General features: G+C 59.9%; 19 protein-coding genes and 1 tRNA gene. 5 read left to right on the top strand and 15 right to left on the bottom strand.

What is annotated here, in order from left to right:
• Complete coding sequence (locus DOM57_RS21700; RefSeq protein ID WP_162619426.1) at positions 1 to 168, top strand: hypothetical protein; 168 nt, start codon at positions 1 to 3, stop codon at positions 166 to 168.
• 140 nt (positions 169 to 308) lie between these two features.
• Here the strand turns inward: DOM57_RS21700 and DOM57_RS02390 are convergent, their stop codons facing one another.
• The 3 genes from DOM57_RS02390 to cysQ all read right to left on the bottom strand — a co-directional run bounded on the left by DOM57_RS02390 (position 309) and on the right by cysQ (position 2,935).
• The gene (locus DOM57_RS02390) at positions 309 to 1,190 is read right to left on the bottom strand and encodes an OmpA family protein (protein WP_110647623.1); all 882 of its coding nucleotides are present in this window, start codon (positions 1,188 to 1,190) and stop codon (positions 309 to 311) included.
• Between the two features lie 399 nt (positions 1,191 to 1,589).
• Positions 1,590 to 2,033, bottom strand: coding sequence for a DUF2489 domain-containing protein (locus DOM57_RS02385; protein WP_239496090.1), 444 nt, complete (start codon positions 2,031 to 2,033; stop codon positions 1,590 to 1,592).
• 95 nt (positions 2,034 to 2,128) lie between these two features.
• The gene (gene cysQ / locus DOM57_RS02380; RefSeq protein ID WP_110647621.1) at positions 2,129 to 2,935 is read right to left on the bottom strand and encodes a 3'(2'),5'-bisphosphate nucleotidase CysQ; all 807 of its coding nucleotides are present in this window, start codon (positions 2,933 to 2,935) and stop codon (positions 2,129 to 2,131) included.
• 167 nt (positions 2,936 to 3,102) lie between these two features.
• On the opposite strand from cysQ, the gene DOM57_RS02375 reads away from it, so the two are divergent.
• The 4 genes from DOM57_RS02375 (at position 3,103) to DOM57_RS02360 (ending at position 6,727) form a co-directional block, all read left to right on the top strand.
• Positions 3,103 to 4,557 (top strand): SLC13 family permease, encoded by a 1,455-nt coding sequence (locus DOM57_RS02375; RefSeq protein WP_110647620.1) that lies wholly within the window; start codon positions 3,103 to 3,105, stop codon positions 4,555 to 4,557.
• 180 nt (positions 4,558 to 4,737) lie between these two features.
• Positions 4,738 to 4,814: transfer RNA gene (locus DOM57_RS02370), tRNA-Pro, on the top strand.
• 499 nt (positions 4,815 to 5,313) lie between these two features.
• Entirely contained in the window at positions 5,314 to 6,216 is a 903-nt protein-coding gene (locus DOM57_RS02365; protein ID WP_110647619.1) for a hypothetical protein, read from the top strand.
• A gap of 277 nt (positions 6,217 to 6,493) precedes the next feature.
• Positions 6,494 to 6,727: a hypothetical protein gene (locus tag DOM57_RS02360; protein ID WP_110647618.1), complete on the top strand. Its 234-nt coding sequence runs from the start codon at positions 6,494 to 6,496 to the stop codon at positions 6,725 to 6,727.
• On the opposite strand, the gene DOM57_RS02355 is transcribed toward DOM57_RS02360, so the two are convergent.
• The 12 genes from DOM57_RS02355 to DOM57_RS02305 all read right to left on the bottom strand — a co-directional run bounded on the left by DOM57_RS02355 (position 6,728) and on the right by DOM57_RS02305 (position 25,420).
• The gene (locus DOM57_RS02355) at positions 6,728 to 14,422 is read right to left on the bottom strand and encodes an LPD38 domain-containing protein (RefSeq protein ID WP_110647617.1); all 7,695 of its coding nucleotides are present in this window, start codon (positions 14,420 to 14,422) and stop codon (positions 6,728 to 6,730) included. It lies immediately after the preceding gene.
• 9 nt (positions 14,423 to 14,431) lie between these two features.
• A complete protein-coding gene (locus tag DOM57_RS02350) occupies positions 14,432 to 15,670 on the bottom strand; it encodes a hypothetical protein (protein WP_110647616.1) in 1,239 nt (412 codons plus the stop codon).
• A gap of 10 nt (positions 15,671 to 15,680) precedes the next feature.
• Entirely contained in the window at positions 15,681 to 15,941 is a 261-nt protein-coding gene (locus DOM57_RS02345) for a bacteriocin (RefSeq protein ID WP_110647615.1), read from the bottom strand.
• A 29-nt stretch (positions 15,942 to 15,970) separates the two neighbouring features.
• The gene (locus DOM57_RS02340; protein ID WP_204352842.1) at positions 15,971 to 16,447 is read right to left on the bottom strand and encodes a hypothetical protein; all 477 of its coding nucleotides are present in this window, start codon (positions 16,445 to 16,447) and stop codon (positions 15,971 to 15,973) included.
• An 8-nt stretch (positions 16,448 to 16,455) separates the two neighbouring features.
• Positions 16,456 to 17,091: a hypothetical protein gene (locus tag DOM57_RS02335; protein WP_110647613.1), complete on the bottom strand. Its 636-nt coding sequence runs from the start codon at positions 17,089 to 17,091 to the stop codon at positions 16,456 to 16,458.
• Entirely contained in the window at positions 17,088 to 17,597 is a 510-nt protein-coding gene (locus DOM57_RS02330; protein ID WP_162619425.1) for a hypothetical protein, read from the bottom strand. The genes DOM57_RS02335 and DOM57_RS02330 overlap by 4 nt, the downstream gene beginning before the upstream one ends.
• A 64-nt stretch (positions 17,598 to 17,661) precedes the next feature.
• On the bottom strand, positions 17,662 to 17,853 hold the full coding sequence (locus tag DOM57_RS02325) for a hypothetical protein (protein ID WP_110647611.1): 192 nt from the start codon (positions 17,851 to 17,853) through the stop codon (positions 17,662 to 17,664).
• Positions 17,850 to 21,701, bottom strand: a complete 3,852-nt coding sequence (locus tag DOM57_RS02320; RefSeq protein WP_110647610.1) for a phage tail tip fiber protein — start codon at positions 21,699 to 21,701, stop codon at positions 17,850 to 17,852. The genes DOM57_RS02325 and DOM57_RS02320 overlap by 4 nt, the downstream gene beginning before the upstream one ends.
• Before the next feature lie 29 nt (positions 21,702 to 21,730).
• Positions 21,731 to 23,356, bottom strand: a complete 1,626-nt coding sequence (locus tag DOM57_RS02315) for a hypothetical protein (protein WP_204352841.1) — start codon at positions 23,354 to 23,356, stop codon at positions 21,731 to 21,733.
• Positions 23,353 to 23,520: a hypothetical protein gene (locus DOM57_RS21695; RefSeq protein ID WP_162619424.1), complete on the bottom strand. Its 168-nt coding sequence runs from the start codon at positions 23,518 to 23,520 to the stop codon at positions 23,353 to 23,355. Before DOM57_RS21695 ends, DOM57_RS02315 begins: the two co-directional genes overlap by 4 nt.
• A gap of 11 nt (positions 23,521 to 23,531) precedes the next feature.
• Entirely contained in the window at positions 23,532 to 23,951 is a 420-nt protein-coding gene (locus tag DOM57_RS02310) for a hypothetical protein (protein ID WP_110647609.1), read from the bottom strand.
• Complete coding sequence (locus DOM57_RS02305; protein ID WP_110647608.1) at positions 23,948 to 25,420, bottom strand: phage head spike fiber domain-containing protein; 1,473 nt, start codon at positions 25,418 to 25,420, stop codon at positions 23,948 to 23,950. The genes DOM57_RS02310 and DOM57_RS02305 overlap by 4 nt, the downstream gene beginning before the upstream one ends.
• Positions 25,421 to 25,422 lie beyond the last annotated feature (2 nt).

Here is a 25,422-nt window from a genome sequence, read left to right as displayed (position 1 = left end):
ATGTCCTTACGTTCAGTGGTGGTCCACACCAAGGATCACTTGAACACATCGATGAAGCTGGGCCATGCCCTGGCGATCAACCTGCATACGGGCAGGCCGGCTCATGCCAAGGGCGTGACATGGTATGACGATCATCGCTGGGCGGCGATCGTGGGCTCGCTAGCGTAGCAGCGGACAAACCGCTTTACCATCGAATGCGATGGGCGGCAGCACGGCCAAACGCAAACGGGCCGCAATATCATGCGGCCCGTCAAAGACGGAGGGCGCCCGCAGGCGCCCTCGATATCACATCGACAGTGAAAGAGAAGTTATTCCCACTCACCCAGTTCGACGCGACGGTTCTGAGCGCGACCTTCAGCGGTATCGTTGCTGGCGACCGGCTGCTCTTCACCGTAACCGATGGTGGTGATGTTTTCCGCCGGGAAGCCCTTGCTGACCAGATAGGCTTTGACGGAGTCCGCACGACGCTGCGACAGTTCCTTGTTGTAGGACGCCGGCCCGATGGAGTCGGTGTGGCCTTCAAGGCGGATACGCAGCGTATCGTTAGCCATCAGCTTTTCGGAAACGTCATCCAGAATGGACTCGGCAGTCGGAGTCAGCTGAGCGGAGTCGAATTCGAAGTTGACGTCGCGCAGGACGAGGTCTTCTTCACAACCCAGGGAGTTGACTTCGGCACCGGCCGGAGTATCCGGGCACTGGTCCTGGTAGTCCGGTACGCCGTCACCGTCGGAGTCCAGCGGACAACCCTGAGCGTTCACCTCAACGCCAGCCGGAGTACCCGGGCACTGATCCATGTAGTCCGGCACGCCATCACCGTCGGTGTCGAGCGGGCAGCCAACGGCGTCAACCGCAACGCCTGCCGGCGTATTCGGACACTGATCGCGATCGTCGGGCACGCCGTCACCGTCGCTATCCATCACGTCAGACGAATAGTCGGCACACAGCAAAGCGCCGGCGGTAGCACCAGCCACGCCGCCAACTGCCGCACCGGTGTCTTCGTCGGAACTGCCGCTGGTTGCATAACCCAGGCCGCCGCCAATCAAACCGCCGGCAATGCCGCAGACGAATGGCGACTGATACCAGGCCTGATCGGAAGAGCTGCCGGTGGATTCCATGCCGGAACTGGCACAACCGGAGAGGCCGACTACCAGAGCGGAACCCAGCAGCAGACCAGTCGTTGATTTTTTCATGTAAGACTCCTTCTTAACACAGCGCTAATCGTAACGGGCGTTACCCAGCGGCTTCGAGTATAGAAGCCGAATTCGTTAGGAGAAAGATTTTCCTTTCTCTCGACGACAAAGAAAAATCTCTCGCGATGATGGCTCCATCGATTCGAGTAGTGGTCAATGTTCCCATTGTCCCCTTTTCTTTGCAGCTCCGTAACAGCATTGTCGATTCCACACCGGGATGCAAACCCGCGTCGGGAAACACTGTTCTTTTTTAGCATCATTTAGGAGATTGGCAAAGCGGATCGAAAAAAAGTTCGTGAATTTCACGGCGTGTCACAGCGTCCTTTAACCGCTGCAAGACGTATGAAGCCAAGCGGAAGTCTCAATCTTTCCTCGATTGGCTCCCGTCCTGACAAACGATCAACTCATACCGGCGCGTATGCCGGAGACATCCCACTCGCGGCAGAACCGTTGCAACTCGGCAGCGGCAGCATCCAGGCGCGCTTCGTACTCGCGCGCGATGGCTTCGCGGGCGAGATCTTCGCGGTGACGCTGGCGCGGCGAAAGTTCACGTCGGGCCTCATGGGTCCGTAAATGCGCCGCCTGCCCCTGGACATCGACAAAGACTCTCCAGCTATCGCGCTCTACGAGGCGGTTATCGATGATGTCGAGCAGCACCTTGCAGCGCAACGCGCCCTCTACCAGATCCACCTGTCGTTCGATCATGGCCTTGGAAATGGCATCCAGGCTCTCGACACAGTTACGGTTGGCCCGGGCTATCTCGTCGACGCGGAAAGCCTCCCGCCGCCTGACCTCACGCCACAGCCGCCACGCGTATAAAGAAAGACCGACAATGATCAGCACGGCAAGGGTCGACAGACCCACAGCAAGAGAAGACGACATGCAGGGAAACCGGGTTGCAGTAAAGAGTGTCGAGGGTAACAGGATCGCCGGTGCTGTCACCCCTCCCAGGCTTGCCGCCAGCTGCCATTCAGGCTCGCACAGGCGACGAAAGGCGGATTGAGCAGTTCCTCCCGCGTGTTGTAGCGCAGCGGCTGCCAATGATGAATATCGACCAGAGCGCCACCGGCTCCCTCGACGATGGCCTGGGCGGCAGCGGTGTCCCACTCGCTAGTAGGTCCGAAGCGGGGATAGAGGTCCGCGCGCCCCTCGGCAATCCGGCAGCACTTGAGTGAGCTTCCGAGTTGCTCCACCTGCGCTCCGGGCAACGCATCGATCAGTCGTTGAGTTCGCGGACCTCGATGAAAGCGACTCACCACCAAACGCAGCGGATCGGACTGACTGACGGCCAGCGCTTGCCACGGCGCACCGGCACTTGCCTGATACCAGGCGCCACGTCCGGGTTGGCCAACCCAAACTTCGCCACTGCGCGGTTTCTCGATCACGCCGAGAACCGGCAGTTGGCGATCGATCAATGCCACGTTGACGGTGTACTGATCGGAACCTCGAATGAACTCCTTGGTCCCGTCGAGCGGATCGACCAGCCAATAGGTGGACCAGGATCGGCGTTGGCTCCAGGGAATAGCGGCGGATTCCTCCGACAAAATCGGCCATTGGGCATCACCGATGTCAGGCAAGCCTTTCATCAAAACGTGATGCGCGGCCAGATCGGCTGCCGTCACTGGGCTATCGTCCGATTTCTGACGGGTATCGAGCCGCCCCGCGCTGACCTCGATGATCGCCTCGCCGGCCTCGCGACATAATGCAACGAGGTCAGTCAGAAGCGTTTCCATCGCAACGGTCATGAAATTTTCTGCTCCTTGTCGAATCGGCGCCAGGCCAGCCGGCGGCTCGGATCATTGCCAAAGCGCGCATCATATTAGACCAAAGACTAAAAAGCATGTGGCCGATGAAACGTACGTCTTAAGTAGAATAGAACCACATTTCGCAGAGACGCTTAGGAAACTGACCGATGACGGAAGCCTCCGAGCAACAACAGGCCTCACCTTCGACCGCAGCCAGAATTGGGTTGATTCTCGGCCTCATCTGGGTCGTTTTGACCCAATTGCTGCCAGCGCCAGCCGGAATGGAGCCGGCGGCCTGGCACTGCGTCGGTCTGGCGCTACTGCTAGCGACCTGGTGGGCCACGGAAGCGATCCCGATTCCAGCAACCTCTCTGCTCCCCATCCCCCTGGCGCCGGCCTTGGGCATCGCGGATCTCAAGGGGACCGCCGCGAGCTACGCCAATCCCACCATCTTTCTCTTCCTCGGCGGGTTCCTGCTCGGTATCGCCATGCAGCGCTGGAACCTTCACCGCCGCATCGCCTTGCGAATCCTCGATGTCGTCGGTCAAAAACCCAAACAGCAGGTCGCCGGCTTCATGCTGGCGACCGGTTTCATCAGCATGTGGGTATCGAACACCGCCACCGCGATCATGATGCTCCCCATCGGCATGTCGGTGGTATCACTTTACGCCAGCGCCGACCAGGCCGAGACCAAGCGCTATGCCACGGCACTGCTGCTGGCGATCGCCTATTCGGCAAGTATCGGCGGCATCGCCACGCTGATCGGTACGCCTCCCAACGCCATCCTCGCCGGGTACCTCTCCAGCGAGCAGAACATCGAGCTCGGCTTTGCCCAATGGATGGTCGTCGGCCTGCCGGTCAGTCTCGCAATGATGGTCGTTGCCTGGTGGTGGCTGACCCGGGGCGATTTCAAACTGAAACTCGATGATGGGGACGGCAACGTCATCCGTGACGAGTTGAGCAAGCTCGGACGCCTGAGCCCGGCAGAAGCTCGCGTCGGCATCGTCTTTCTGCTGGCCGCCCTGGCCTGGGTCACGCGCCCATTGTTGAACGATCTGGGGATCGAATGGCTCTCCGATACCTCGATTGCCCTTTTTGCCGGCGTCGCCCTGTTCCTGATTCCCAGCGGCAACGAGCGATATCGTCCACTGCTGGTATGGGAAGACGCCCAAGAGTTGCCGTGGGGGATCCTGCTGTTGTTCGGGGGCGGCCTGGCGCTGGCGGGCAATATCAGCGGTTCCGGTCTGGCCGACTGGATCGCCAGCCAGCTCAGCGTATTCGGCGCGCTGCCCTTGTTGCTGCTGATCGCCGTTATCGTACTGGTCATCATCTTCCTGACCGAGCTGACCTCCAATACCGCTACTGCGGCCGCGTTCCTGCCATTACTGGGCGCCCTGGCGATGTCGCTCGGCACCGACCCGCTGCTGATCACGGTACCCGCAGCGATTGCCGCGAGCTGCGCCTTCATGATGCCGGTGGCGACACCGCCCAATGCGATCGTGTTCGCAACCGGCCACATGCAGATCCAGTCGATGATTCGTGCCGGCTTCTTCCTCAATATCGTCGGCACGCTGCTCGTGTCCCTGATCTGCATGGGGCTGATCGAACTGTTCTGGCTGTGAGCCCTTCAGGCCACCCTTCGGCTGGTCACCGGTAGTGGTGCCCTGCCCAAGCGTACCGAAGGAGCTCGTAGTACGGCTGCAAGCATTTGATAGAAAAGCCCAAATTAGCGCTTTCCATTTTTGCAACAGCACGGTAGTATACGCAGCGTTTTCACGGGGTGCCCTCGAGGCCCGATGAATCGGAGCGTGGCGCAGCTTGGTAGCGCGCTGCAATGGGGTTGCAGAGGTCGCAGGTTCGAATCCTGTCGCTCCGACCAAAAGTTAAAGAAAAACCGCCGCTTACGGGTCATGCCGAGTGGCGGTTTTTCGTACGCCCAAAATTTTCCCAAAACTCTCCCAAAACTCCCTCCCGCTATCTGCCATTCGCGCGAACAGAAACGGCTTACAGCAAAGTTTAATTACCAAACTAAGTGACAATATGTAACCTTGCGGTTTCGGGGCGCAACAGCTCCGATACAACGTAGGGAGACATGAATGAAGAAAATCGCCATCGCTCTGATCGCTCTCATGCTCATCGGCATCGGATCGGCCAACGCTTGCCCGAAGGGCACTCACCCTCACGGCGGCACCGGGCCTCACCATAAAGGTGGTTGGTGTTCATAAGCAGGGATGAATGACCAAGAATATTTGAACGTCTGCTCTCAACCTCCCGCGTGATCGGCCGATATAGGCACTCGGGATAGCTTTTTTCGGGCTTCAGAGTGCCCGGCCTTGCGGCAATATCGGACGGTGGCGCATCAGATTCTGGAATTCGGAATGACAATTAACGTAGCTTTGGCGACCTCAGAGGCAATTGTCCTCGGATGTGACAGCCTCTCCAGCATGACGGAGCCCGTCTTCAGGGCGAAAGACGTTCAGCTTGTTACGGATGAGCACGGCAGCCCCATTCTCGACCAGCATGGAAATCTGACCTTCCGGGGGCAGGCCTCCCATGCCGTTACCACTGTATTTGGTGGTGTTAGGAAGATGTTCTGTATTAGCGAGGGCTCAATACAAGTGGCAGCAGTCACTGCTGGGCTAGCCATATTGGATGGTATGACCATCGCCGAGCACGCGAACAAATTCCGACGCGAGACCGGAAGCAAGCTCGGAACCGTAGAGGAGGTTGCTTCCGCCTTTCTCGCATATGTTCGAGACAAGTGGGAGCTTACTGTCGGCTACACAGAAACAGCCGACGATGAATCTTATCCCCAGCTGTACGATAACGTCGAATTTCTTGTTGCTGGCTTCGAACCAAAAGGCGAAGGCAGAGTCTATCGTATTGATGTGCTAGCGAAGAGCATGCAGTTGCAGTACGATGGCCGTCCTGGTATAGCCTGGGCTGGGCAGGCGAATTACGTTCAGCGCCTACTGATTGGAGCGGACGAATCGTTACAATTCGACCTAGTGGAGCGGCACGGCTTGCCCACCAAAAGTCTGGAAGCAGTGCTGTCGAACAGTCGAGCAAACATCGATTTCGCAAACCTACCGACTCAATACGCTATCGATTTTGTTGAGATGGTGGTCAATACTCAATCAGGGATGCAGCGCTTCGAACCAGGCATCGCGACAGTTGGTGGTAGGACGCATATAGGGGTACTCAGACGTGGAGAAAAATTCGCGATGCTCAACGAGCCTGAGCTAATCCACAAACACACGGGATTTAATCATGATGACTAACCTTTCCTCGTCAACCAGCTCGGTGTGTTCAAATTCGTCAACCCCGCGTGATCCAAGTTTCTACCGTAGCTCGGGGTATCTTTCCACGTCATCAAGGCGTAACCCTACTGATACTCAGCCTTCTCAGAAGAAGCAGGCGTCGGTGGCTCTCGCTAAAATTCTTCGCGAAAAATCGCGCAAGGGTTAAAACCCACCATCTTCTGCAAAAGGGCCGCACTCGCGGCCCTTTTACTGTTTGGCCCTCGCAGTCTCCCTACTTTCGAACTACTGTAGGCAAATGACGCCCGAACCCGAAATCATCTTCGGTCTGGTCATTGGCCTACCCATCCTAGGCCTGCTGGCCATGATCGGCTTCCCCAAGGAGTGGCAGTCCGTCCAGGGCTGGTTACTCGTCAGCTTCGTCGGCATTCCCGGTTTCCTGTGCCTGGTCGCCCTGCTCGTCAACGTTCCGATGCTGATGTTCGGCGCGCTGTTCCTCGGCGGCATTGCTGCCACCAAGGTCAAACGCTGATCACTCCGCCGCGCGCTGCTCCAGAATCTTCTCACCCAATACCTGCTGGATCCGGTTCCGCACGGCCGTGAGTCGATCGAGGCGCTGGCGTTTCAGGTCTCCGTCCAGGTCCGAGCGGCGAATGGCGTCCATCTGGGCTCGAATCTTGCCCAGGTCGCGCTGAGCCTTCATCAAAGGCTTGCGCAGGCGCAAGACATCGGCCTTGTTCTTGGCCAACTCTCGAGCCTCTTCGATCCGTCCGAGCTCACCCAGCTCCTTGACGTCGGCATAGGCACGTTCGGCCTCGCGCAATCCGTCATAAAAGACCGTGCCATAGCGGGTATATCGCGGCTCGTCGCCCAGGTTTCGATAGAAGCGACGGATCGGCTGGTATTCGTACCAATGCTTGGCCGGCTCGTCCTTGCCGTCGAAAACTCGCCATGCGACATCGGCCGATCCAATCGCCCATGACCCAACCTGGCCGAGATAGCCCTGGATCAGGTAGTCGATCTGTAGCGGCGACAGCGCCATCGGGTTGAGTTCGGGATCGCCGATGGCGCCAACGGAGTGATTCAGCACCCAACTGGCGCCACGCGCCGCCAGAGAGCTGTCATCGCGTTTGCGGAGTTGTGGCGAAAGCCGCTCATCGCCCATGCCCTCGATCGGCCGATTGGTGAACGAATCCCGGTTGGCGTAAACATCCAGCGCGGGCTGCATCATCTGCGGCACTGGCGAGAAGCTGAACGTGTCGGTGAGCATGTGCATCATGCGCTGGCCGAACAACGCCCCCGTCGCCTCATCGTCGACGAACTGCTGGGTGACGCGCTCGGCCATGGTGGCGATGGCACCCACCTCGAACGGTTTGGGAATGAAGAATTCCTGATCGCCGACCTTGAAGAACCAGTATGTGTCCTTCTGCCACTCCTCGAGCTTCTGGTAGTCCTCGTCGTCGCGGTTGTGGAGATAGAGCGCGACCGTGGCCAGTGTGAGCGCGCCGGCGACGGACCAGAATCGGGCAGCCGCCTGACGATCGGAAACACCGGCCTCGCCTTTGCCGAAGGCTGCGGCCAGCACATTGGCGCCCGGCTTCACACCGCTGCGGTAGATCTTGTCCAGCCCCTGGATGCGAGCGTTCAGGAACGGCACGATGTCGGTCAGGATGCGCACCGCCGGCCATGCGCCGCGTGCGCTGAAGTCGATCAGGTCCCGAGCCTCGAATGCCGCCTTGAGCTTGCCCTGGTCCTGATTCTGGTCGTATATCGCCGCTCGGTTCAGGTTCTCGGCAAAGTCGGTGACGTCGCCCCACTTCGCCCAACCTGCACGGATCAGCGCCGCCGGCGCGGCAAAGCCTTTGAGCCGGGATCCGGGAACACCGACGATCTTGGCATCGCGAAGGTTGCGCGTCAGTTGCGCGCGTAGCTCGTCGGGGTTGTTGTTATACAGGTGGCCGAAGTTGAAGCTACCACCGGCAGCCAGCATCCGGGCGCGCTTGCGCTGGTCTCGCAGCGTACCGGTGCCATCGTAGACGTTCTTGAACACATTCATGCTGACTTCGTTGGTCGCCACGGCCTGCAGGCTGTCGCGAATCAGGTTGGCGACCATGAACTGCGGGGTGGTCGTCGTCAGATTGGTGAAGACGCGCTTGAAACCACGCATCACCTTCATGATCGTGTTGTTCATGCCCGGGTGCGCCAGGGCGGAAAGCGCCTGGAACACGAGCGGATCGTCGATTTCGTAGAAGGATTTGGCGCCGTCCTTCATGACGAAGGTCGACTTCGAAGTATCGCGCCCGCTCTCCGGCACGCGGCGCGCCATACCCATCGCTTCGGCATTGTCGATCGCCTGCTGCGCTGCCTGGTTTTTCAGGCTGGCATCGAGCAGATGATGGAAGTTCATCATCGTGTTCTGAAGCAAGTCGTTGATGTTCTGCGTACCGCCCTTCAGGCGCTTGTAGGCCTGCTGTCGAGATAGCCCGCTGGTGCCGAGCTGGACGTTAACGTCCTTGTCGTCCTTGAGCCGGTAGAACGGCACGTAGAATTCGTCGCGCCACATCGCGCGCTGATCGGGTCGGATCACGCCCGCCCGTTCCGCAATGGCCAGCACGTCGTCGCGATACTGCTGGAACTCGTCGAAGACCTCGGCGTAGCGCTCGGCCCGACTGCCGCCATCCGCCATGCGTCCTTGGTCGAGCTGCATGCCGGCACGAATCTCGCCGTCGCTGAAAAGGAACTCGCGGCCCTCATCCTTGAGCTTGCTGGAGCGATTGGCGGCGATCCACATCATGAAGCGCTCGATCTCCGCCGGGCTGCCCAGTCGACCCAGCACGGCGCCGAGCCCTTTGGAGTCGTCGTCCCGAATGTCGATCACCTTCTGATCGGGATCGAGGTAGATGCGACCGTTGTGCAGCATGGCGTGCAGCGCGCCATTGGCGGCATTCGACATGCGCGCCAGCACCCAACTGGAGCTGGTGATGCTTTGCTTGAGTGCACCATCCTTGCCGAAGCGTTTCTCGTCGAGTTCCTTGAGCGCGGCATACTGATCGATCATGCCCTGCCGGATACGCAGGCCGGCGCGGTGGCTGAGATCCTTCCACCACTCCATGACGCGGCGCGTCGGCGTACTGGGGCCGAACTTAGCCATGAAGGCCTGTTGCTCAGGGCTCAGGTCATCGAATTGATCAGCGACGGGCTGACGCTGGGGGCGCAGACTGTAGCGGGAGGGATCGCTTAGAGGTGCTTCAGGTCCGGATCGATCGCCAGCTGCTCCCTCGCCCACGCCATTGAGGCTTGCATCTCGGAGCGCAGGGATTCGATTTCGGAGTTCGTCAGGCGATAGACGTCCGCGCTCGAATGTAAGGAGCGTTCGGGCTTCCGATTGGGTGAGTCCTTCGAAGCCATAGCCGAAGGCTGCACGCCACTGGTTTTCGACAGAACCGAATCGGTCACGGACTTGATCCAGAGTTGATGGGTCGACAGCAATTTTGCGCGAGTACTGCTTGCCGGTCAATGCCGCCACGCCAAGCACCCGCCCGCCCTGGTCTTCGATATGCGTCTTCAACTGCGCCAGCGTGCCGCCCTGGGTCAAGGTGTCATCGAGCAAGAGGAAGTCGCCGCCATCCACGTCGCCGTCGAACGTAGGCTGGCGTTGCAGGCGATCCATCGCATTGGCACCGGTACGCGATACGCGCTCGCGCTGGGTCAGGTTATCGACGGTACCAAGGCCCAGCCGTGCTGCGAGAACTTCGGCAGCCATTGCCGGAATCCGATTCCTGCCCGCGCTTTCCTGCGCCACCACCGGCACGATGCGAGGCTGCGAACCGGTGGGGATCATCTGTCGCACCTGCTCAACGAACTCCGGCGTGACGGCATCGCGCGCCAGCCGTAGCGCTGCCTGGTCGTCGCCGGCCTTGGCCGCCTCGTAGTCCGGATGCTGCGTTGCCCAGCGCAGCGGGTGCGCCAGTGCCGCGTCGGGAAAGTCCGAGCGCCAGCCGCGGCGCGAGTATCGGTTCGGCCCCTGGCCGGGTTCCGAGGTGCTGGCCTGCGAACGCAGATACTCGCGGGATCGCTCTCCCAGCGCCAGTACGTCCGAGTAGGTCCAGGCCACGCTGGGGAAGAATCTCCGCAGCAATTCCCGGATCTTGGCCACGGCGCGCTGCCACGCCTTGGGCCTGTATCCTTTCTCGAGCAGGTGCGCGACCATTTCTTCGGCGATGGTCACCTGGTCGTCTGGGTTATTGCGATCCAGGAACGGATAGTCGGCCAGCACCTCGTCGAGCGCTTCACGGCCGCGCTTGTCGAATGGCAGCGACTTGTAGAGTTGGCGCATCACCGGCTCGATCTCGTCGCCGAGAACGCCACGAATCCCCTTGTGCCCGACGGCCTCGTGAACGGCCGTCGCTACGGCCTGCTGAATGTTGTCATTGTTGGACGCCACGATGTACAGGCGGTCTCCGCTATAGATGCCACGGACATCGGCGGGATCGACGTTATCGCGAGCCATCATTAGCTGATTCAGGAGCGGGAGTTCCGCCGCCGAATCCACGACGGTGAAGTCGCCAAGACGCTCGCCCAGGCTGTCCAAAGCGGCTCGGACCTGTTCGGCGGTCGGTGGCGCCACGTCTCCGGCGTTCGAACGCATGGCGTACCGTGTATCGAGCAGATCATCCTGACCTTGAGCGGCAGCTACATCCGCACTCCGATCGCTGCCTGTGAGCGTGAAGCCCTCGGCGTCACGGTCGGCCTGAGCGCGCTGCGCCTCCGCCTGGCGCTGGAGCTGCTCATCTTGCGCTGACGCTGCATTGGCTCGCTCGCGGTCGGCGATATCCTGCTCGGTGTACGTCGTGAGAAGCGGATCGTCTACTTCTTGGGTTTGTTCAGGTGCTCGGGCACGATCAGTTTCCGACCCTCGGGGCGTCTCGCCTGTGCCTGCGCGATCCCCTCCCGCAAAAGCTCCGTCACTGCTGGATCGTTCTGGATCCGGCGTAGATGAATCTTGTCGCGTTGCTGCATCGAGAATGTCCTGGTTGCTGACTTGATCGCCGAATAGCGAGCCGTTTCGACTGCTTTCAGCACGGTTACGGGTCGCTGCGGCAATCAGCGACAGCGCTTCATTCAATCCAGATCGGCTACGGGCATTGTTGGCAATGAAGGATGCCAACATGGCCGTGTCATGTGGCACGGGCTGGCTGAACGCATCATTTTGGCTCACCAGCTCACGCACAGAGATACCGGAAGAGCGCGCCTGACGCACAATGCGTACCGCATCGACAACGGTATCAGCCATGGCCTGGGCTTGCTCGCCGCCATATTCTCGTGCAATGGCAAAATCAGGCGCGGCTGATTGCAGTGCCACTGTCAGATTGCGCATCCGCCCCTGGGGCTCGGCGACCATTTCAACCATATCGGTCGACGGACGCCCTTGGTCGTCTGCATAGCCTTTGGCGAATACGGCACGCATCATGCGCTCGCCGAGTTCCGGCGTCGGCTGGCCATCCCGGCCACGATAGCGGCTGGCCTCGTTGTTCCCCATGCGCTGGGCGAAGCGGCGCGCAAAGGCACGGTTCGACGCTGCAAGCGGATCGCCACTCTCATCCGGTGCCCACTGCGCCAAGTCGTCAACGCTGAGCCGATCAGCATCGGAGATTGCCAATTCATGCGGTGTCATGCCAGCGACATCGGCTTCGTTGGCACGGCGGGCGAATTCGGCACGGTCGATACTACCTGTGCGCTCACGAACGAGAACGGGATTTCGCATCCCGGCAACGACGCCTGGGTCGATACCAAAGTCCTGAGCGCGCTGACGCACGAAGTCACGATAGCGCCTGGCCTGCGGACTATCGCTGCGATATGCCTGTGCGATGGCCATCGTTCGGCCGTTGCCGGATTCAACTACACCATCAGGACCCACGATCGGCGATCCGCTGCCTGCATCTGTGGATTCGCCAAGACGCTCGGGGTTGAGGCGTGCCGCGATATTGCGCACTTGAACCTGGCTGTTCTTCCCGGTTCGGTCCCGGGGTTGAAGCTCTGTTGGGAACAGTGGGTTCACTGCACCATCAGGATCATTTGAGGGCGTCAGCTCGTCCAGATCCATGACGCGGTAACGTACCGGTACCGGCGTGTTATCAGCTAGATATGCGGTGGCACGTCGACCACTCGTCTCCATGCGTCGGCGGTGGCGCGGCGTATCTACAGGCTTAGTTGGATCGTAATCACTGCGCTGCTCGGCGCTGGTGTCGGTCGTGCGCGCACCTTCGAACGGCTGATCCAGGCCGGTATTGGCATTGCCGCGACGGACGGTTGGCCCTTGGCCGTAGATCAGAGGGTCGCCGGTGGCCTGGTCCCCCTGGCGTAGTTGCGGTGCCGGGGTGGCAAGCGCCGGATCGGGCTCGCCGGAATAGGTTTCTCCTCGATCCTGACGAGCGGCCTGAACCGGAAGCTGCCCGCCTGCCTCGACATCACCGACATATTCGTACGGCACCGGGAATGACGCCGGCCGTTCCGGCATCGGTGATTCAGGGTCGCCGTAGATGTCGCGATAGATGTTCAGCCCGCGCTCGCGTAGGCGCGATCCTGCATCGTTGTTGCCGGCGGCGTCCTGCTCCATAGCGCGGAGGAACAGTGACTTGGCATTACGCAGACGGATGGCGTCCTCGTCGGCGCCGATCCGCTCGGCGACGCGAATGTCGTTGTCGATGCCGAGTTGGGGCTGGCGCGGATTGTCCGGGTTGGGCTCTGCCGCTGATTCTTCGACCGGGTCTGATTCCGTGGCACGAAGCTCATCCAAGGGCACAAAGCCTTCCTGGCCATCGACTTCGACGCGGGCATACTGCCGGCCTTCCTCGTCCGGCTCCGGCTCGATGCCGCGAACCCTGACTGGCAGGTCGTTGTCGGCGTTCTGCCAAACCGCTGCGCCGTCTTCGCCGAATTGCTCCCGGGCCGCCTGCTGGGACTGCTCGTCGGCGCGGCGCCGCTCGAACCACTGGCGTGCTTCGTCGTCGCGATCCCGCTGGTATTGCTGTTCAGCCTCGGCAATGTCCTCCGGTGTGCGTTCCCGCACCAGATCGTCGGGTGTCGGCATCCGGTTGCGTTGCGGCAACGTCTCGCCCATCGCCGCGCCGAGAGAAGCATGACCACCACCAGCGATAGCACCGAGGGCAGCATCGCCGAAGGTGCCTTGCGTGGTATCCCGGTTGCCCTGAGTGGCTTCATTCTGAGCCGTGCGCCCTGCCACGGTTTCGGCGACTTCCTGAGCGCCTTCCGCCGGCGCATCCACTGCCAGACCGTAACCCAGACGACGCCCGACGCCGCCACCGATGGCCCGCTGGAACGGGCCCAGAATGTAATGGGTCAGCGCCCCACCGGCACCGCCCACTGGTGCAGCCCCGGCGAATGCGGCACCGCGCGCGGCAACTGCGGTTTGGCGCTTTGCCTCTGCCGGCTCAACACCCTGGTCGATGAGATCCCGATACATGCCGGAATTCTTCGCCAGATCCTCGTCACTCTGCTGCATGACGTACTGCTCGGCATCCTGGCCGGCGGCTCCTCCCGCCTGCAGCCCACCAACACTGGCCATGCCGACAGCGCGCGCCTGCCCGCCGGGCGCCAGCAGTGCAGCGGCCTGCGGTGCGAACTGGCCGATCAGGTTGGAGACCTGGAGCCCATAACCGGCGAGGCTCGGGTCCTCGCCCATGCTCCACGTCGAAGGCTTGGTGATATCGCCGGTCGGCGTGCTGTCCTCACGTGCCTGTGTCGCGGCCTCGGATTGACGGGCGCGAAGAGTATCGCCGCCCTCGTCGAACCACTCGCCGGCGCCGCGCACGGCGTCGGATGGGCTGCGACCGCCCAGCGCCCGGTCACCAACATCGACCGCATCGCCGAGCCCGATAGCGCGCAGCCCACGATCGACCCATTTGCCACCCTGCTCGAGAAGATCGCCGGCGCCCTGCAGGACGGCACCGGTACCCTCTTCTAGCCCGGCGCCAAGCTCCTTGACGTAATCCATGGCGCCGACGCCACCACCTTCCTCATCACTCTTGCCGAAGACATCCGGCTCGGTGCGGGTAAAGAAAGCGCTTTGCACGGCCTCGAGCTTATCGCCCGGCGTCTGGGGTCGGATCTGGCGATCAAAAAACGCACCTCGCACGGCCTGGCGCTGCTCGGGGTCGAGTGCCTGCCAGCGCTCGCTCTGCACGACTTGTTGCCACTTGCCAGCCACGGGCGTCTCCTAAATTCCGAGGTCGTTGAGGAATGCATCAGGGTCGAAGTCGTCGCCCGTCTGCTGGCGCTGCGGTGATTGCGCTTGAGGTTGTTCGACATGCCTGCCGGTGGGCGTTGCTTCGCCTCCCCAGATGCGCCCGGCGATCGCCTCGCGCTGCTGCATCAATCGCTGGCGTTGCGCCAGTAGATCCTGTGGGGGTTCCTGGTAGTTGTCCTGATAGGCTTTTACCTGGCTATCGATGTCGCTGATCTGATCGCCCAGATAGTCGAGCTGCTTGAGTTCCAATTGCTGGCCGCCATCCAAACCTGCCCGGGCACGGGCCATCTTGTAGGCTTCACTGATATTGGGTGCAATGCCGTTGGCGACCAGCCATTGCGCTTCTTTCATCGAAGATGTGGGGGCATAGCCATAGCCGCCACCGCTGCGTGGCTCGCGCCCAACAATGGACTTCATCTCGCCCGTGCGAGTATTGCGTTGCAGCAAGCTGCCCCCCGGTCCCTGTACTGTCTCCCAGGTGTCGGCCGCCTGCGGCACAAACCCGAGTTGGCGACCATAGGCCAATGCCTTCTCGCGTGCTTCCGGCGATGACAGTACTTGGCGTAGCGCCTTATAACCGGCCACCTGGTTGACGATATCGCCGACATCAGTCTGCATGACCTCATCGTCGTCGCCGGCCTTACCGCGATTGCGCGTCATCGGCGCCGTATAGCGGCTACCGTCTTCTCCCTCGACGTCGAGATCGAATGCCAACGTGCCGGGTTTCCGTCCGGGGACGGCGGCACGGATGCGCTTGTTCGTTCCGTGGCCACGATTAATGCGTGGCCCGAACATGGCGTTCAGTGCTTCTAGTGACTCAGGGTCGTTGAGATCGGCCGGATCTTTGGGATCGATGACCCGCTGCGCCTGATCGATTGCCTGTCCAACGCCATCACTAGCCACATGCCAAGGTGCCATCCATGGATTGCGCTTGAATGCTTCGAGCTGTTCATCGTCCAGATCCTGACCGGCAGCGAGTCGCGCGTAGCCGCTCTGTGCCAAGAGCTTATCCTGCTCGAGCTGGCGTGCCTTTTGCTGCTGCTCACGCTGGTCGTTGTACTGTTGCTCTCGCATGTCCAGGCCACGCTCGTACTGCTGCATGCGGGCGTTCTGATACTGCGCCTGTCGCTCCTGGTTCTGCAGTTTCATGCCGAGCCCGAGACCTTGCGCCAGCCCACTTGCCAAGCCGCGGGTATCCAATCCTGCCATGACGGTCTCCTCAGAACAGTTCGCTGGCTAGGAAGCCCACACCGGCACCAATGGCCGCCCCCATCGGGCCGCCCACGCTGCCGGCCTGCATACCAGCCATCATGCCCAGCCCGGCACCGGTGCCGACGGCCTGCATCTTCTGCTGGCGATCGGCCTGATCCATCTGGTCTTCGAGCGCTTTGTTCTGGCGCTGCTGACCGGCAAGATCGCCGAGGCCTTGCAGCGCTTCGCCTTCCATCTGATTGCGGAGGCCGAGTAGTCCGTATGCCATGAGTCACCTCCCGGTGAGTCGGAGAAGAGTTACTGGTTCATCACTTGGTCAGGGATGTTGGAGAGGCCGAGCCCGCCGCCAAGGATGGCTTGCTGGCGATCGACAGCCGAGATGCGCGCCTGATTGCCGGCCGAGACCGAGCTCGCCGCTTTGTTCAATGCCTGGCGCCGCGTATCCGCTGCCTGCTGGGCTGCAGTCTGTTGAACGCCCATGCCCTGCCGTTGCATGGCCAGGCCTTGCTGGCTGTTGTCGAAGGCGGTTGTCATCGAGTTCGATGCCATCGCCGCGGCATCGGCGGCCGCCGTTGGATTCTGTGCCGCATCGGCAAGCGTCTGGATGTACGGAGAGTATCGGGTTTTCCAGTCTTCCCACTGGGCTCGCGAGAGCTGACCTAGCAGTGTTGAGGCGCCCTGATCGCCCCGGAATGCTTGCTCGGGATCGACGGTCTGTAGCGCGGATGACGTCACGGTCGGCAGCGTCAAGCCCAGCGTGTTGCTATACGCCATGATTCACCTCAGTAGAGTTGCAACCCTTGTCCCGGGACGTAATCAGGATTGGCGGTACCACCCAATGCCAGACCTGATCCCTGACCCATCGCGTAGCTCGCGCCAAGACCGCCGGCGGTGCCGAGCAACTGCAGGTTCGCCGAGTTGCGGTTATAGCTGTCCATCGCACTGGAACGCGCATCCGCCGCCGCCTGGCTGGCGACACCAGAAAGACCGGCCTGGGATTGGGTGGATTCGCCCTGCCCCATGGCAATGATGTTTTGCAGGCCGGTGATCTGCTCGTTTTCCTGGGAGAATTGCCCCCTGGCCATGGTGTCGCCACCAGACTGCGCGGCGCCCAGCGCCAGCCCGGACATGGCCGCGCCATACCGACCACTACTCGGGTCGATGCCGGCCTGGGTGAGCTGGGATGACCCCTGGCCGAGCAGATCCGAGGTGGCTTGCATCTGGCCCTGGCTGGCCTGCCCCCGGATGTACGACATGCGATCGTCGCCCGTCATCTGGTTGACGTCCTGCATGTACGCATCCTCGAGGGGTGCCAGTTCCTGCTGGGCGTAGTTCCACTTCTCGGCCGCGACCTGGGCGAGATAGCGCTGTTCCGGTGTGTCCTTGACCGTGTTGTCTCCACCACCGCCACCACTCATGATGCTGACTCCCCTTCCGGTACTGGCTCGACTTCGCCATCCTCGGGTTGGAGCGATGCCAGATAATCATCCAGCCGTTCGTCGTGGAAGTACTGCCGAATCGTGGGGCCGATCTGGCGCATCCAGTCGTAACCGGCAACCAGGCCGGCGCACTGCACGACGAAGCCGCTAAGCTGGTCGCGCAGCACGAAGGCCAACGTCAGCGCGTGCCGGTCCTGGGATCGTTCCAGCGCCACGCTATCCGTCCAGTCCTGTAGGGCTTGGGCCAGCAGCGGACGCAGGTAGGGCTCGTGCTGGCGATAGAAGGGATTGCCGGGAAGCTCGATCATGGCTTCCCAGTAGCTTTTGATGACTGCGGCAGCGGTTACCTCGCGGTCGCCGTCGACGATGTCGTCGAGGGTCTGCGATACGCTGAACAGGATCTCGCAGCACCGCATCGCGGGCTCATTGCCAGCGAGTACCTGGTGAAGGAATTGTCGCTCCGGTGAGCGGGATGTGGCTTGCATGGGCGTACCTCACGGTAGGCGGATGTGTAGATAGTATCAGGAGTCGTCGGAGTCGGTGATCGGGTCAACGGCGTTTCTTTGGCTCATCCAAGATGGAAGGCTGCATATTTTCTAAATCTATATAGTGTGTTGCATCAGATACATCGGGGCCCACCTCAATATGATTTAGCCCCTGAAACTTAACAAGTTCATCAGAACCAATAAAAATAGATTTAATATCGCCCGCATCATCAAATATCGCGTATCTTTTATTCATCGTTTGGTTTCCATTGTTGATATAAATCTGTCGTATACTTCTACCGATCCACGATCGTAGAGGCGTCGCACGTCTATGTAGTATGTATTGTTACCTGCTTCAGGATTATCTAGCACTGCAGGCGTTGCCACTCCTCGCGCATAAATCGTAAACCAGAAACTACCAAGATCAACATAGCTTACTTGGTCAAAATCGCCGGATCTGATAACCGTGCTCCCACGGCGAATTCTATATGACAAAAAATTTTCACCTTTACCACCATCGGCATAATATCCAAATGATGCAAGCACCTGTGTCGGCGCACCTGTTGACGACACAGTGAGAGACACGACTGTAGTCCAGTCATCTCCCGTTATATCCACTGAAGCAGCCACATAATTAGAGGCAGGTATGGTAACCGCTTGATTTGCAAGTTTAAGAGTGTCTACAGCTGCAGTGCCGATCTTGGCCGACGTAATCGCGCCATTCTCGATATCGGCAGTCTTGATAGACGCATTCTGAATATTGGCCCATTGCACTTTGAGGTCATCGACGGCGATCGCCTCGGCGCGAATCAGTCCCGCTGCTGTCGTCACTGGCGTACCGTCGGGCAGGAACAGCTTGCCGCTCTGAACCGCGCCCAACTGGCCGGACTGAATCGAGCCGTCCTTGATCAGCGCCGTGTCGATCACGACCGCGCCGACACCGCTGTCGTAGACGAGCGGAAACACCTTCGCATTGCCCTTTCCCTTGGGCGGCGCGAACGCGATCAGGTCTGAGCGGAAGACCAGCATGCTGGAGTCGCCATCGTTATAGGCGCCGATGCCGGAGATGTAGCCATCGACATCGAGCTTAAGCATGTACTCGGCCGACAGCCCGTCGATGGCGTTGCCGTGGGTCTCCATCGTTTGCTGGACGGATGTCAGTCGACCACCCAAATCGTTCTGCACGGTGGTGATCTGTGAGGCCAACGCTTCGCCTTCTGCAATACGCGTCTCGCGCTCCTCTTGAATACCCGATTCGGTATCCCCTACGCGAGTTTGCAAACCGGAGATGTCACGGGCCATTGCAGAGTCAGCACCGGTTCGAGCAGATCGCTCTTGAGCAATCGCCGCTTCGTTGTCCGCAGTTTTAGCCTCCAATGCCGAGGCACGACTCGCCATCGCAGAATCAGCATCCGAACGCGCTTTCGCCTCATCGGTAATGGATGCTTCGTTTTCAGCCGTCTTCGCCTCCAACGTCGAAGCCCGACTTGCTAGCGCGGTGTCCGCATCCGTTCGAGCCCGAGTCTCATCAACGATGGCGGCGGCGTTGTCTGCGGTGGCGGCTTGAACTGCGCGGATATCGGTGGCAAGCGACTCATCCTCGGCGACTCGAACCTGGCGCTCGACTGAGATAGCGGCACGAGAGCCCCCCTTCGAAACCTCGATGGCTTCGAACTGCACCGCCTCCAACTCATTGGCGGCGACAGTCGCACGCTCCTCGGCTATAAGACGCGCTTGAGCATCATCTAGCTCGGCACGCAACGACTCCTGACGTTCAGCGGCTGCTTCGTCAGCAGAGGCGCGGGTCTGCTGTTCTTCGATGACACTGGCTTCGACGTCGCCAATCCGGCTATTGGCAGCGGATAATTCATCGGTCAACGCCTGATCGGCGGTTGCACGGGTCTGTTGCTCGCTCGCCAGTGACGCTTCGGCATCATCGATACGGCTACCGGCAGCATCGATCTGCTTTGTCAGCGCTTCGTCGGCATTGGCTCGGGCAGACTGTTCATCGGTGATGTTTGACTCGGCGTCACTAACACGGGATTCCAGGGAGCTGGCTCGTCGGGTAAGCGATTCGACCTGACTTGAGCGTGTTTCTTCCTCGGTGGTCAGGCGCGCATCAGTGTCATCCTGGTGTGACTCCATGTTGGTTGTGCGCTGCGCGAGAGCCTCGTCCGCTGTCGCACGGGCCTGTGACTCCTCGGTCAGTGCTGCCTCGGCAGTACCCAGGCGCGAGCGCATCGTGTCGAGGTCGGTGGCCAGAGCCTCGTCCGCATTAGCACGGGCCGTCTGTTCAGCTTGGATTGCAGCACTGATTTCAGCAATGTTGGCGTCAGCGCGGCGGGCAGAAACGCCGTCGACGATCACCCCACCACCATTGCCGGACGTATCGGCCCAGACCGCAATGCGGTGATCGCTGGGATCGTCGTCGCTCGGTACCTGATAGCGGAATTCGAACGTTTGCCATTCGACACCAAGAGTGAAACGCAGCCAGCCGGAGCTACCGTTGTTGGCGCGGTAGGCAATGGCCGCCTCCGACGAGGCATCGGTGTCGGGTTGCTTAGCTGCGATCTTGAGTACGATCTCGTAGCCAGCGAACGCATTCATCACACCGGACGGCACCGGCGCGTAGATTGCGCTACCGACATTCGCACCGGAGACCGATGATGTCGCTAGGGCAGATTGCAGGCCAGAAAAGGGATCGGAGTCATCGGCCTCGAGGGTGTTGCCGTCGGCCACCACCCACTGGCTGAAATCCGCACCAGCCTCGAAGCCACTACCGAATGTTGGCGCGGCATCCAGCTTGGCGGACAGCTCACCGACGCGTGATGCCAGCGACGATACAGCATCGCTGCGGGCCGTCTGCTCCTCGACGATCGCGGCGCGGTTGTCATCAACAGATGCCTCGATGGCATCGGCGCGGCTGGCCAGCGCTTCCTCGGCAGTGATCCGAACCGTCTCTTGCGTACGAATAGAGGCTTGGCGATTGGCGGTCTCGGCATGAAGCGCATCGAAGTGAACGGCCTCCAGAGCATCACGCTCGGCCGATACACGCTGGAGCTGGCCGATGTAGAGGGCATGGTCATCGGTGACATTCACCAGCCCACTGATGCGCTCGGCAAGGAAGTTGTCACCGTCCTGGCTGGCCGTCGCTGCATCGACGATCGCCTGCTTGGCTTCGAGCAGGCGGGACAGCAGGTCATCGTCGGCAGACTCCAAAGCCGTTTTCACACCTTGCAGGCGCTGGTCTAGCTCATCAGCCCTGCCATCCAGCCGTTCGGCCTCGGATGCCAGGTCGCCACGAACCGTGTCGATATCCTTGTCGAGCGCTTCCTTCTGCTCGGTGAGATGGTTGTCGATCTCATTGATACGACCATCCAGCCGATTGGCCTCGGAAAGCAGGTTGTCACGGACGGTTGCTAACTGATCGCGGACCTCGTCAATCTCGACGATTTTATCGATCTTGGCGAGAAGGTCCTGGTTGAGCTGCGACTCGGATAGCTGCCCGTTCAGGATCTCCAGCAAGTAGTCGATATCGATCAGCGGTGCCGCATAGGTGCCAGACGGATCGTTGGGCGGTCCCTCGACGCCCGATGTCGAAACCCACGTGATCCAGTAGTAATAGCCTTTCAGTTTGGTCGGATCATCGGGGTCAAGTGCATCGTCGCGAACGAAGTCGGAATAGAATGCACCGGACTCCTGACCGATTACCTCGGCATTGGCGAAGTTATCTTCTTCGCTGCGATAGACGCGGGTGAACGCATGATTCCCGTAGAGCGTTTCCGGTACCGTCCACGACAGATTGACCATGCCGTAGAAACCTCCGATGGCGGCAAATCCCTCGGGTTTAGGCGGCACGGACATATTGGGAATTGGATTGCGGATGCCATCTCCCGGGCGAATTCCAGACCCGATTCTGGTTCCAATGAGCGAAGCGATCCCGCTGTCCAGCAGATCGCCGAACGTCACTTTTCGATTGCGAGGGTCTCCCCGGACACCCTCGCCCGTCTCGACGATCTCCTTGAGGGCATCGAGTAGCTGGCGAGTGTTCGGATCGGCTTTGGCCGATACCGTGGGTAGCGCGCGTCGACGCTTGGTAGGCATGGGCACCTCACGGTGAGCCAAATAGGTTTTTACGTTAGTTCCGAGGGGCTCGTCGCGATTTGTACGCTGTTGACCTCCGCGGTGCCGGCGATCTCGATTTCCCAGTCGCGGCTCAACGCATAGCCTGACGGCAGACGAAACATCCCCGGGCCGTCGACATCAGTTTCCAACATCGTCGCGCCATCGGCGAACAGACGAATCGTGATCGGATACTCGCGAGCGATCACTTTGGCGCAAGTGAAGCCCGCACCGCCGGGCGGTACCTCGAACACTTTTGATCGCCACCGATATGGCAACGCCGAGCCCTGCCGCCATGCGACGATATCGTCGTCCTGGATCAGATAGAGAGTATCGTCGGTAATGTCGTAGTACCCGCCACTAGCTTGGATGTCGTGAAACTCGACACCCTCGCCGGGGGTGAATACAAAACATCCGCCGTCATAGAAAGCCAGGTACTTCCCATCGTAGCGGTACGCATGGATAGTTTCGGGCTTCAATACCTGCCATTGATCCTTCGTCATCACATTGGCGGTCACGACCTGGGCGTCCTGACCGGTGGCAGCAACCAGCCCATCAGGCGAGGCATAGAGTGCATATGCCCCCATGTCCACGACCGAACGTGCCGCCACGCAGGGCTGGTTTACATCCAACTCTCCTTGCGCCATGGCCTCGGGGCTTGACCCAGTCACCAGCACCGGTTTTCCCTCTGTCAGGACGACGAGACCAACGGATGTTGAGGCGATCGCTACGATGTCGTGCTGCATGGCGAGTTGATAGCCAACCGGCCAGGCATGGGGCCGGTATGCTTCACTGAAGCACAGCGTGTTGCCGAAGTAACCAGCCAGGATGCCATTCGGCAATGCCGTGAGCCCTATCATCCGGTCGTCTGGCCCCTGCCATTCTGTCGACGGCAGATCAATGCCCAACTGCTCGCTGAAAATATCGTCCCGGTATGTGGCTGTTGAAGCATCAACGTCGGCGACATACTGAAACACCCCGCCCGATTCCACACGATAGAGACGCTTGGTCACGATATTCTGCGCGCCGCTCGGGATGCCGGGCAGAGTCACCACCACGCCACCCCCCGCGGGAGCATCGTCAACCATGTCCCAGCGCAGGATCGTTGTGCCCGATACCGTCGGCGGGCCTTCTTCCCCGAATCCGCTGACCAGCGTCACCGCATAGGTGGTCTCGAGCGCGGTGTCGGGGATCTCTTCACTGGCATCGCGATCGTCGGGCTGGGACAGGGTCGGCGCCCCATTAGGCTCGGGGATGCCCAGCCTGTAATAGTTCCCGGGGTACGGCGGAGAGCCTGCTGTCGCCTGGCCGATCCCCGCCATCTTGGGAAATCCGTCACCCGTCCAGTAGACACGCTCCCACTCGTCGTTAGCCAGCGGGGACCGAACGATGTGGACGTGCTTATCCATTCCCCATACGAACCAGAATCCCTCTCCATCGTTGCCATTCGGATAGCGATAGAGCGTGGTCGGGTTTGCCACATCGGGCACCGTATCCGTCGTCGAAACATTCGGCAGCGACTTGACCGTGCCACGGTCAAGATCGACGTTCCGTGCTGCCTGGGCGTTGCTATCCGGCAGTAGGCGAGGATCAACTTTCGGAATTTCACCCTTGAAGGCGGTAATGGCTATCTTCACTGCCGCTCCTGCATCTGGCTTTCCATCTCATCGATCCGGCTCTCTGCCGCAGAGAGCTCAACTTGAGTCATGCTCAATACGGCTTCTGTATCGGAAAGCTGGGCCTTAATATCCGATATCTCATCAGCAAGGGCCTGGAGTTTAGATTCCACTTCAATCGACATGTCGGCCTCCTTTACGCGCCCGCCATAATGCCGAACTTCTTCGGCGGTGTGATCGTAATAGTGCCTATTTCTTGATCCTCAATTTCGTACGGATCGTGAGGATAGACCCGAGAGTAGATCGCGTATTTATCCGCATTATCGAAGACCGATTGATAAAGCGTGTCCGCTGCCCCCTTGCCGACGAACTCCGCTTCGGCGAGGATTGTCACGCCCTCCATGCCTCGCCAAATGTCTGCATCACTTTCCGATAGCCTGGCATAGATCATCAGCTCGTTTCCGTTGACAACCGCTGGTGTGCGGGCGAACCCGGTGACAACGGGTGGCTGGGTGGTGTCGCCGTTCTCGTCGCGGGCGAGAAGGTCGGGGTAGTGCTCATCGAGATACGCAACGAGCGCCGGGAAATCAGCTACATAGATGATTGCGTCGATCATGCTGTGATCTCCTCAAGTTCAGCGGCGGAGAGAGCGTGCGTTAATAACGTCGCATACAGATAACGTTTAAAGGGTCGCTCGGCGCCGGAGTGATCGAGCCAGAACCGGGTCAGTTCGGACATCGTAAACGGGTCAGTCGTTGTCTCGGCGACTTGCCCGTTGATCGCGAATCGAACAACTCCGCTTGCCGCGTCTACAGCAATCGCTGCTGTGTTGATGCCATCGACGACGCTCATTTGGTCTGCATTACGCGATACGACGGTCGCCCCGCCATCCGAGTACACCTCGGCGCTGAGATTGCGTCCGCCGGTCACCCGTAGCCCAGACTTTGCTGCATAGTTGCCAAATGACGAATCTGCGGTCGAGATAGTAAACACGCCGCCCCCGGGCATAGCCTCGCCCGGTGCCATATAAAAGCGGACAAGCTGAGTGAACCCTGATTTATTTAACTCATTTCCGAGATCGCGATAGTTAGTGTCCGCCGCACGGGTTACCGGGGCGTCTTGCGTGGGGATGTATGAGCTGGGCGATGATCCTTCTTCGAGTTGGGCACCCCAAATATACGTACCGGACACACCATCCCCATCACTTAGCCATGTATTGAATGCTACCGAATTGGTGCCCCCTGCGTAGATACGCACTTCATCGCCCAAGCCAACCTCGACATTCACAGTGAGCTTGATCCATCCGTCAGATAAGCGAGTCAGCGCAGTATTCGTGAATCCGCTAGGTGATATATAGCTAATTTCCAAAGTGTCTAGGTTGAAGTATAACTGTAGTGCATTGAAATCTACATCTTGAATTCGTATCCAACCAAAATCGTGATCTTTCTTCTTAAAGAAGAGGGTGAAAGTATATATCCCTGTGGCAATATTAAATTTGGTTTGCCTAAGCTGTGCCACATTCGCGCCGTCGATGACTGCTTGGGCCGCACCACCGGCAGGGGAACTGGCATCGCCGGTTTCGATAGATGAATTGCGTTTACTCCAATCCGCCTGCGTAAAATCCTCACTCCACAACAGCAGATTCGTCCGCGCCTCTTCAATCAGCGCCCCCAGCGGCTCGCCGGTGACGGGATCGTACTCGTACGCCAGTTTATTCGGCTCCACTTCGACGAGTCTCCCCGACGGACCAAAGACCCATTTCGGCGACGAACGGCTGACAGTCAATAGGTCGTATGCGTCGTATCCATGCTCGAGCCTGCGTGTTCCCTGCATGTATACCCGGTTCGCGAAGTCCAGCAACAGAGACGGCACTGGTTGATCGGTTTGGGTCTGAATCAATCCAAGCAGAGCAGATTCCCTTGCGTCGATAGTTGCATCAGCGTGGGCTTTTGCCGCCAGGACGTCATTGGTAGCCGACGCGACACTACCATTCCGATAATTGCGCACGGCATCGACCAGTTTTGTATGGCGTGCCTGGAGATTGTCGATGTTATCCTGTAGTGCAGGATCAAGTGTCGTGGCCATGC

Origin of the sequence: Salinicola peritrichatus (assembly GCF_003206715.1) — a bacterium.
Taxonomy (GTDB): domain Bacteria; phylum Pseudomonadota; class Gammaproteobacteria; order Pseudomonadales; family Halomonadaceae; genus Salinicola; species Salinicola peritrichatus.
Note: the sequence above shows the minus strand (reverse complement) of the source record. Positions and strands in the feature narration are given on the sequence as shown.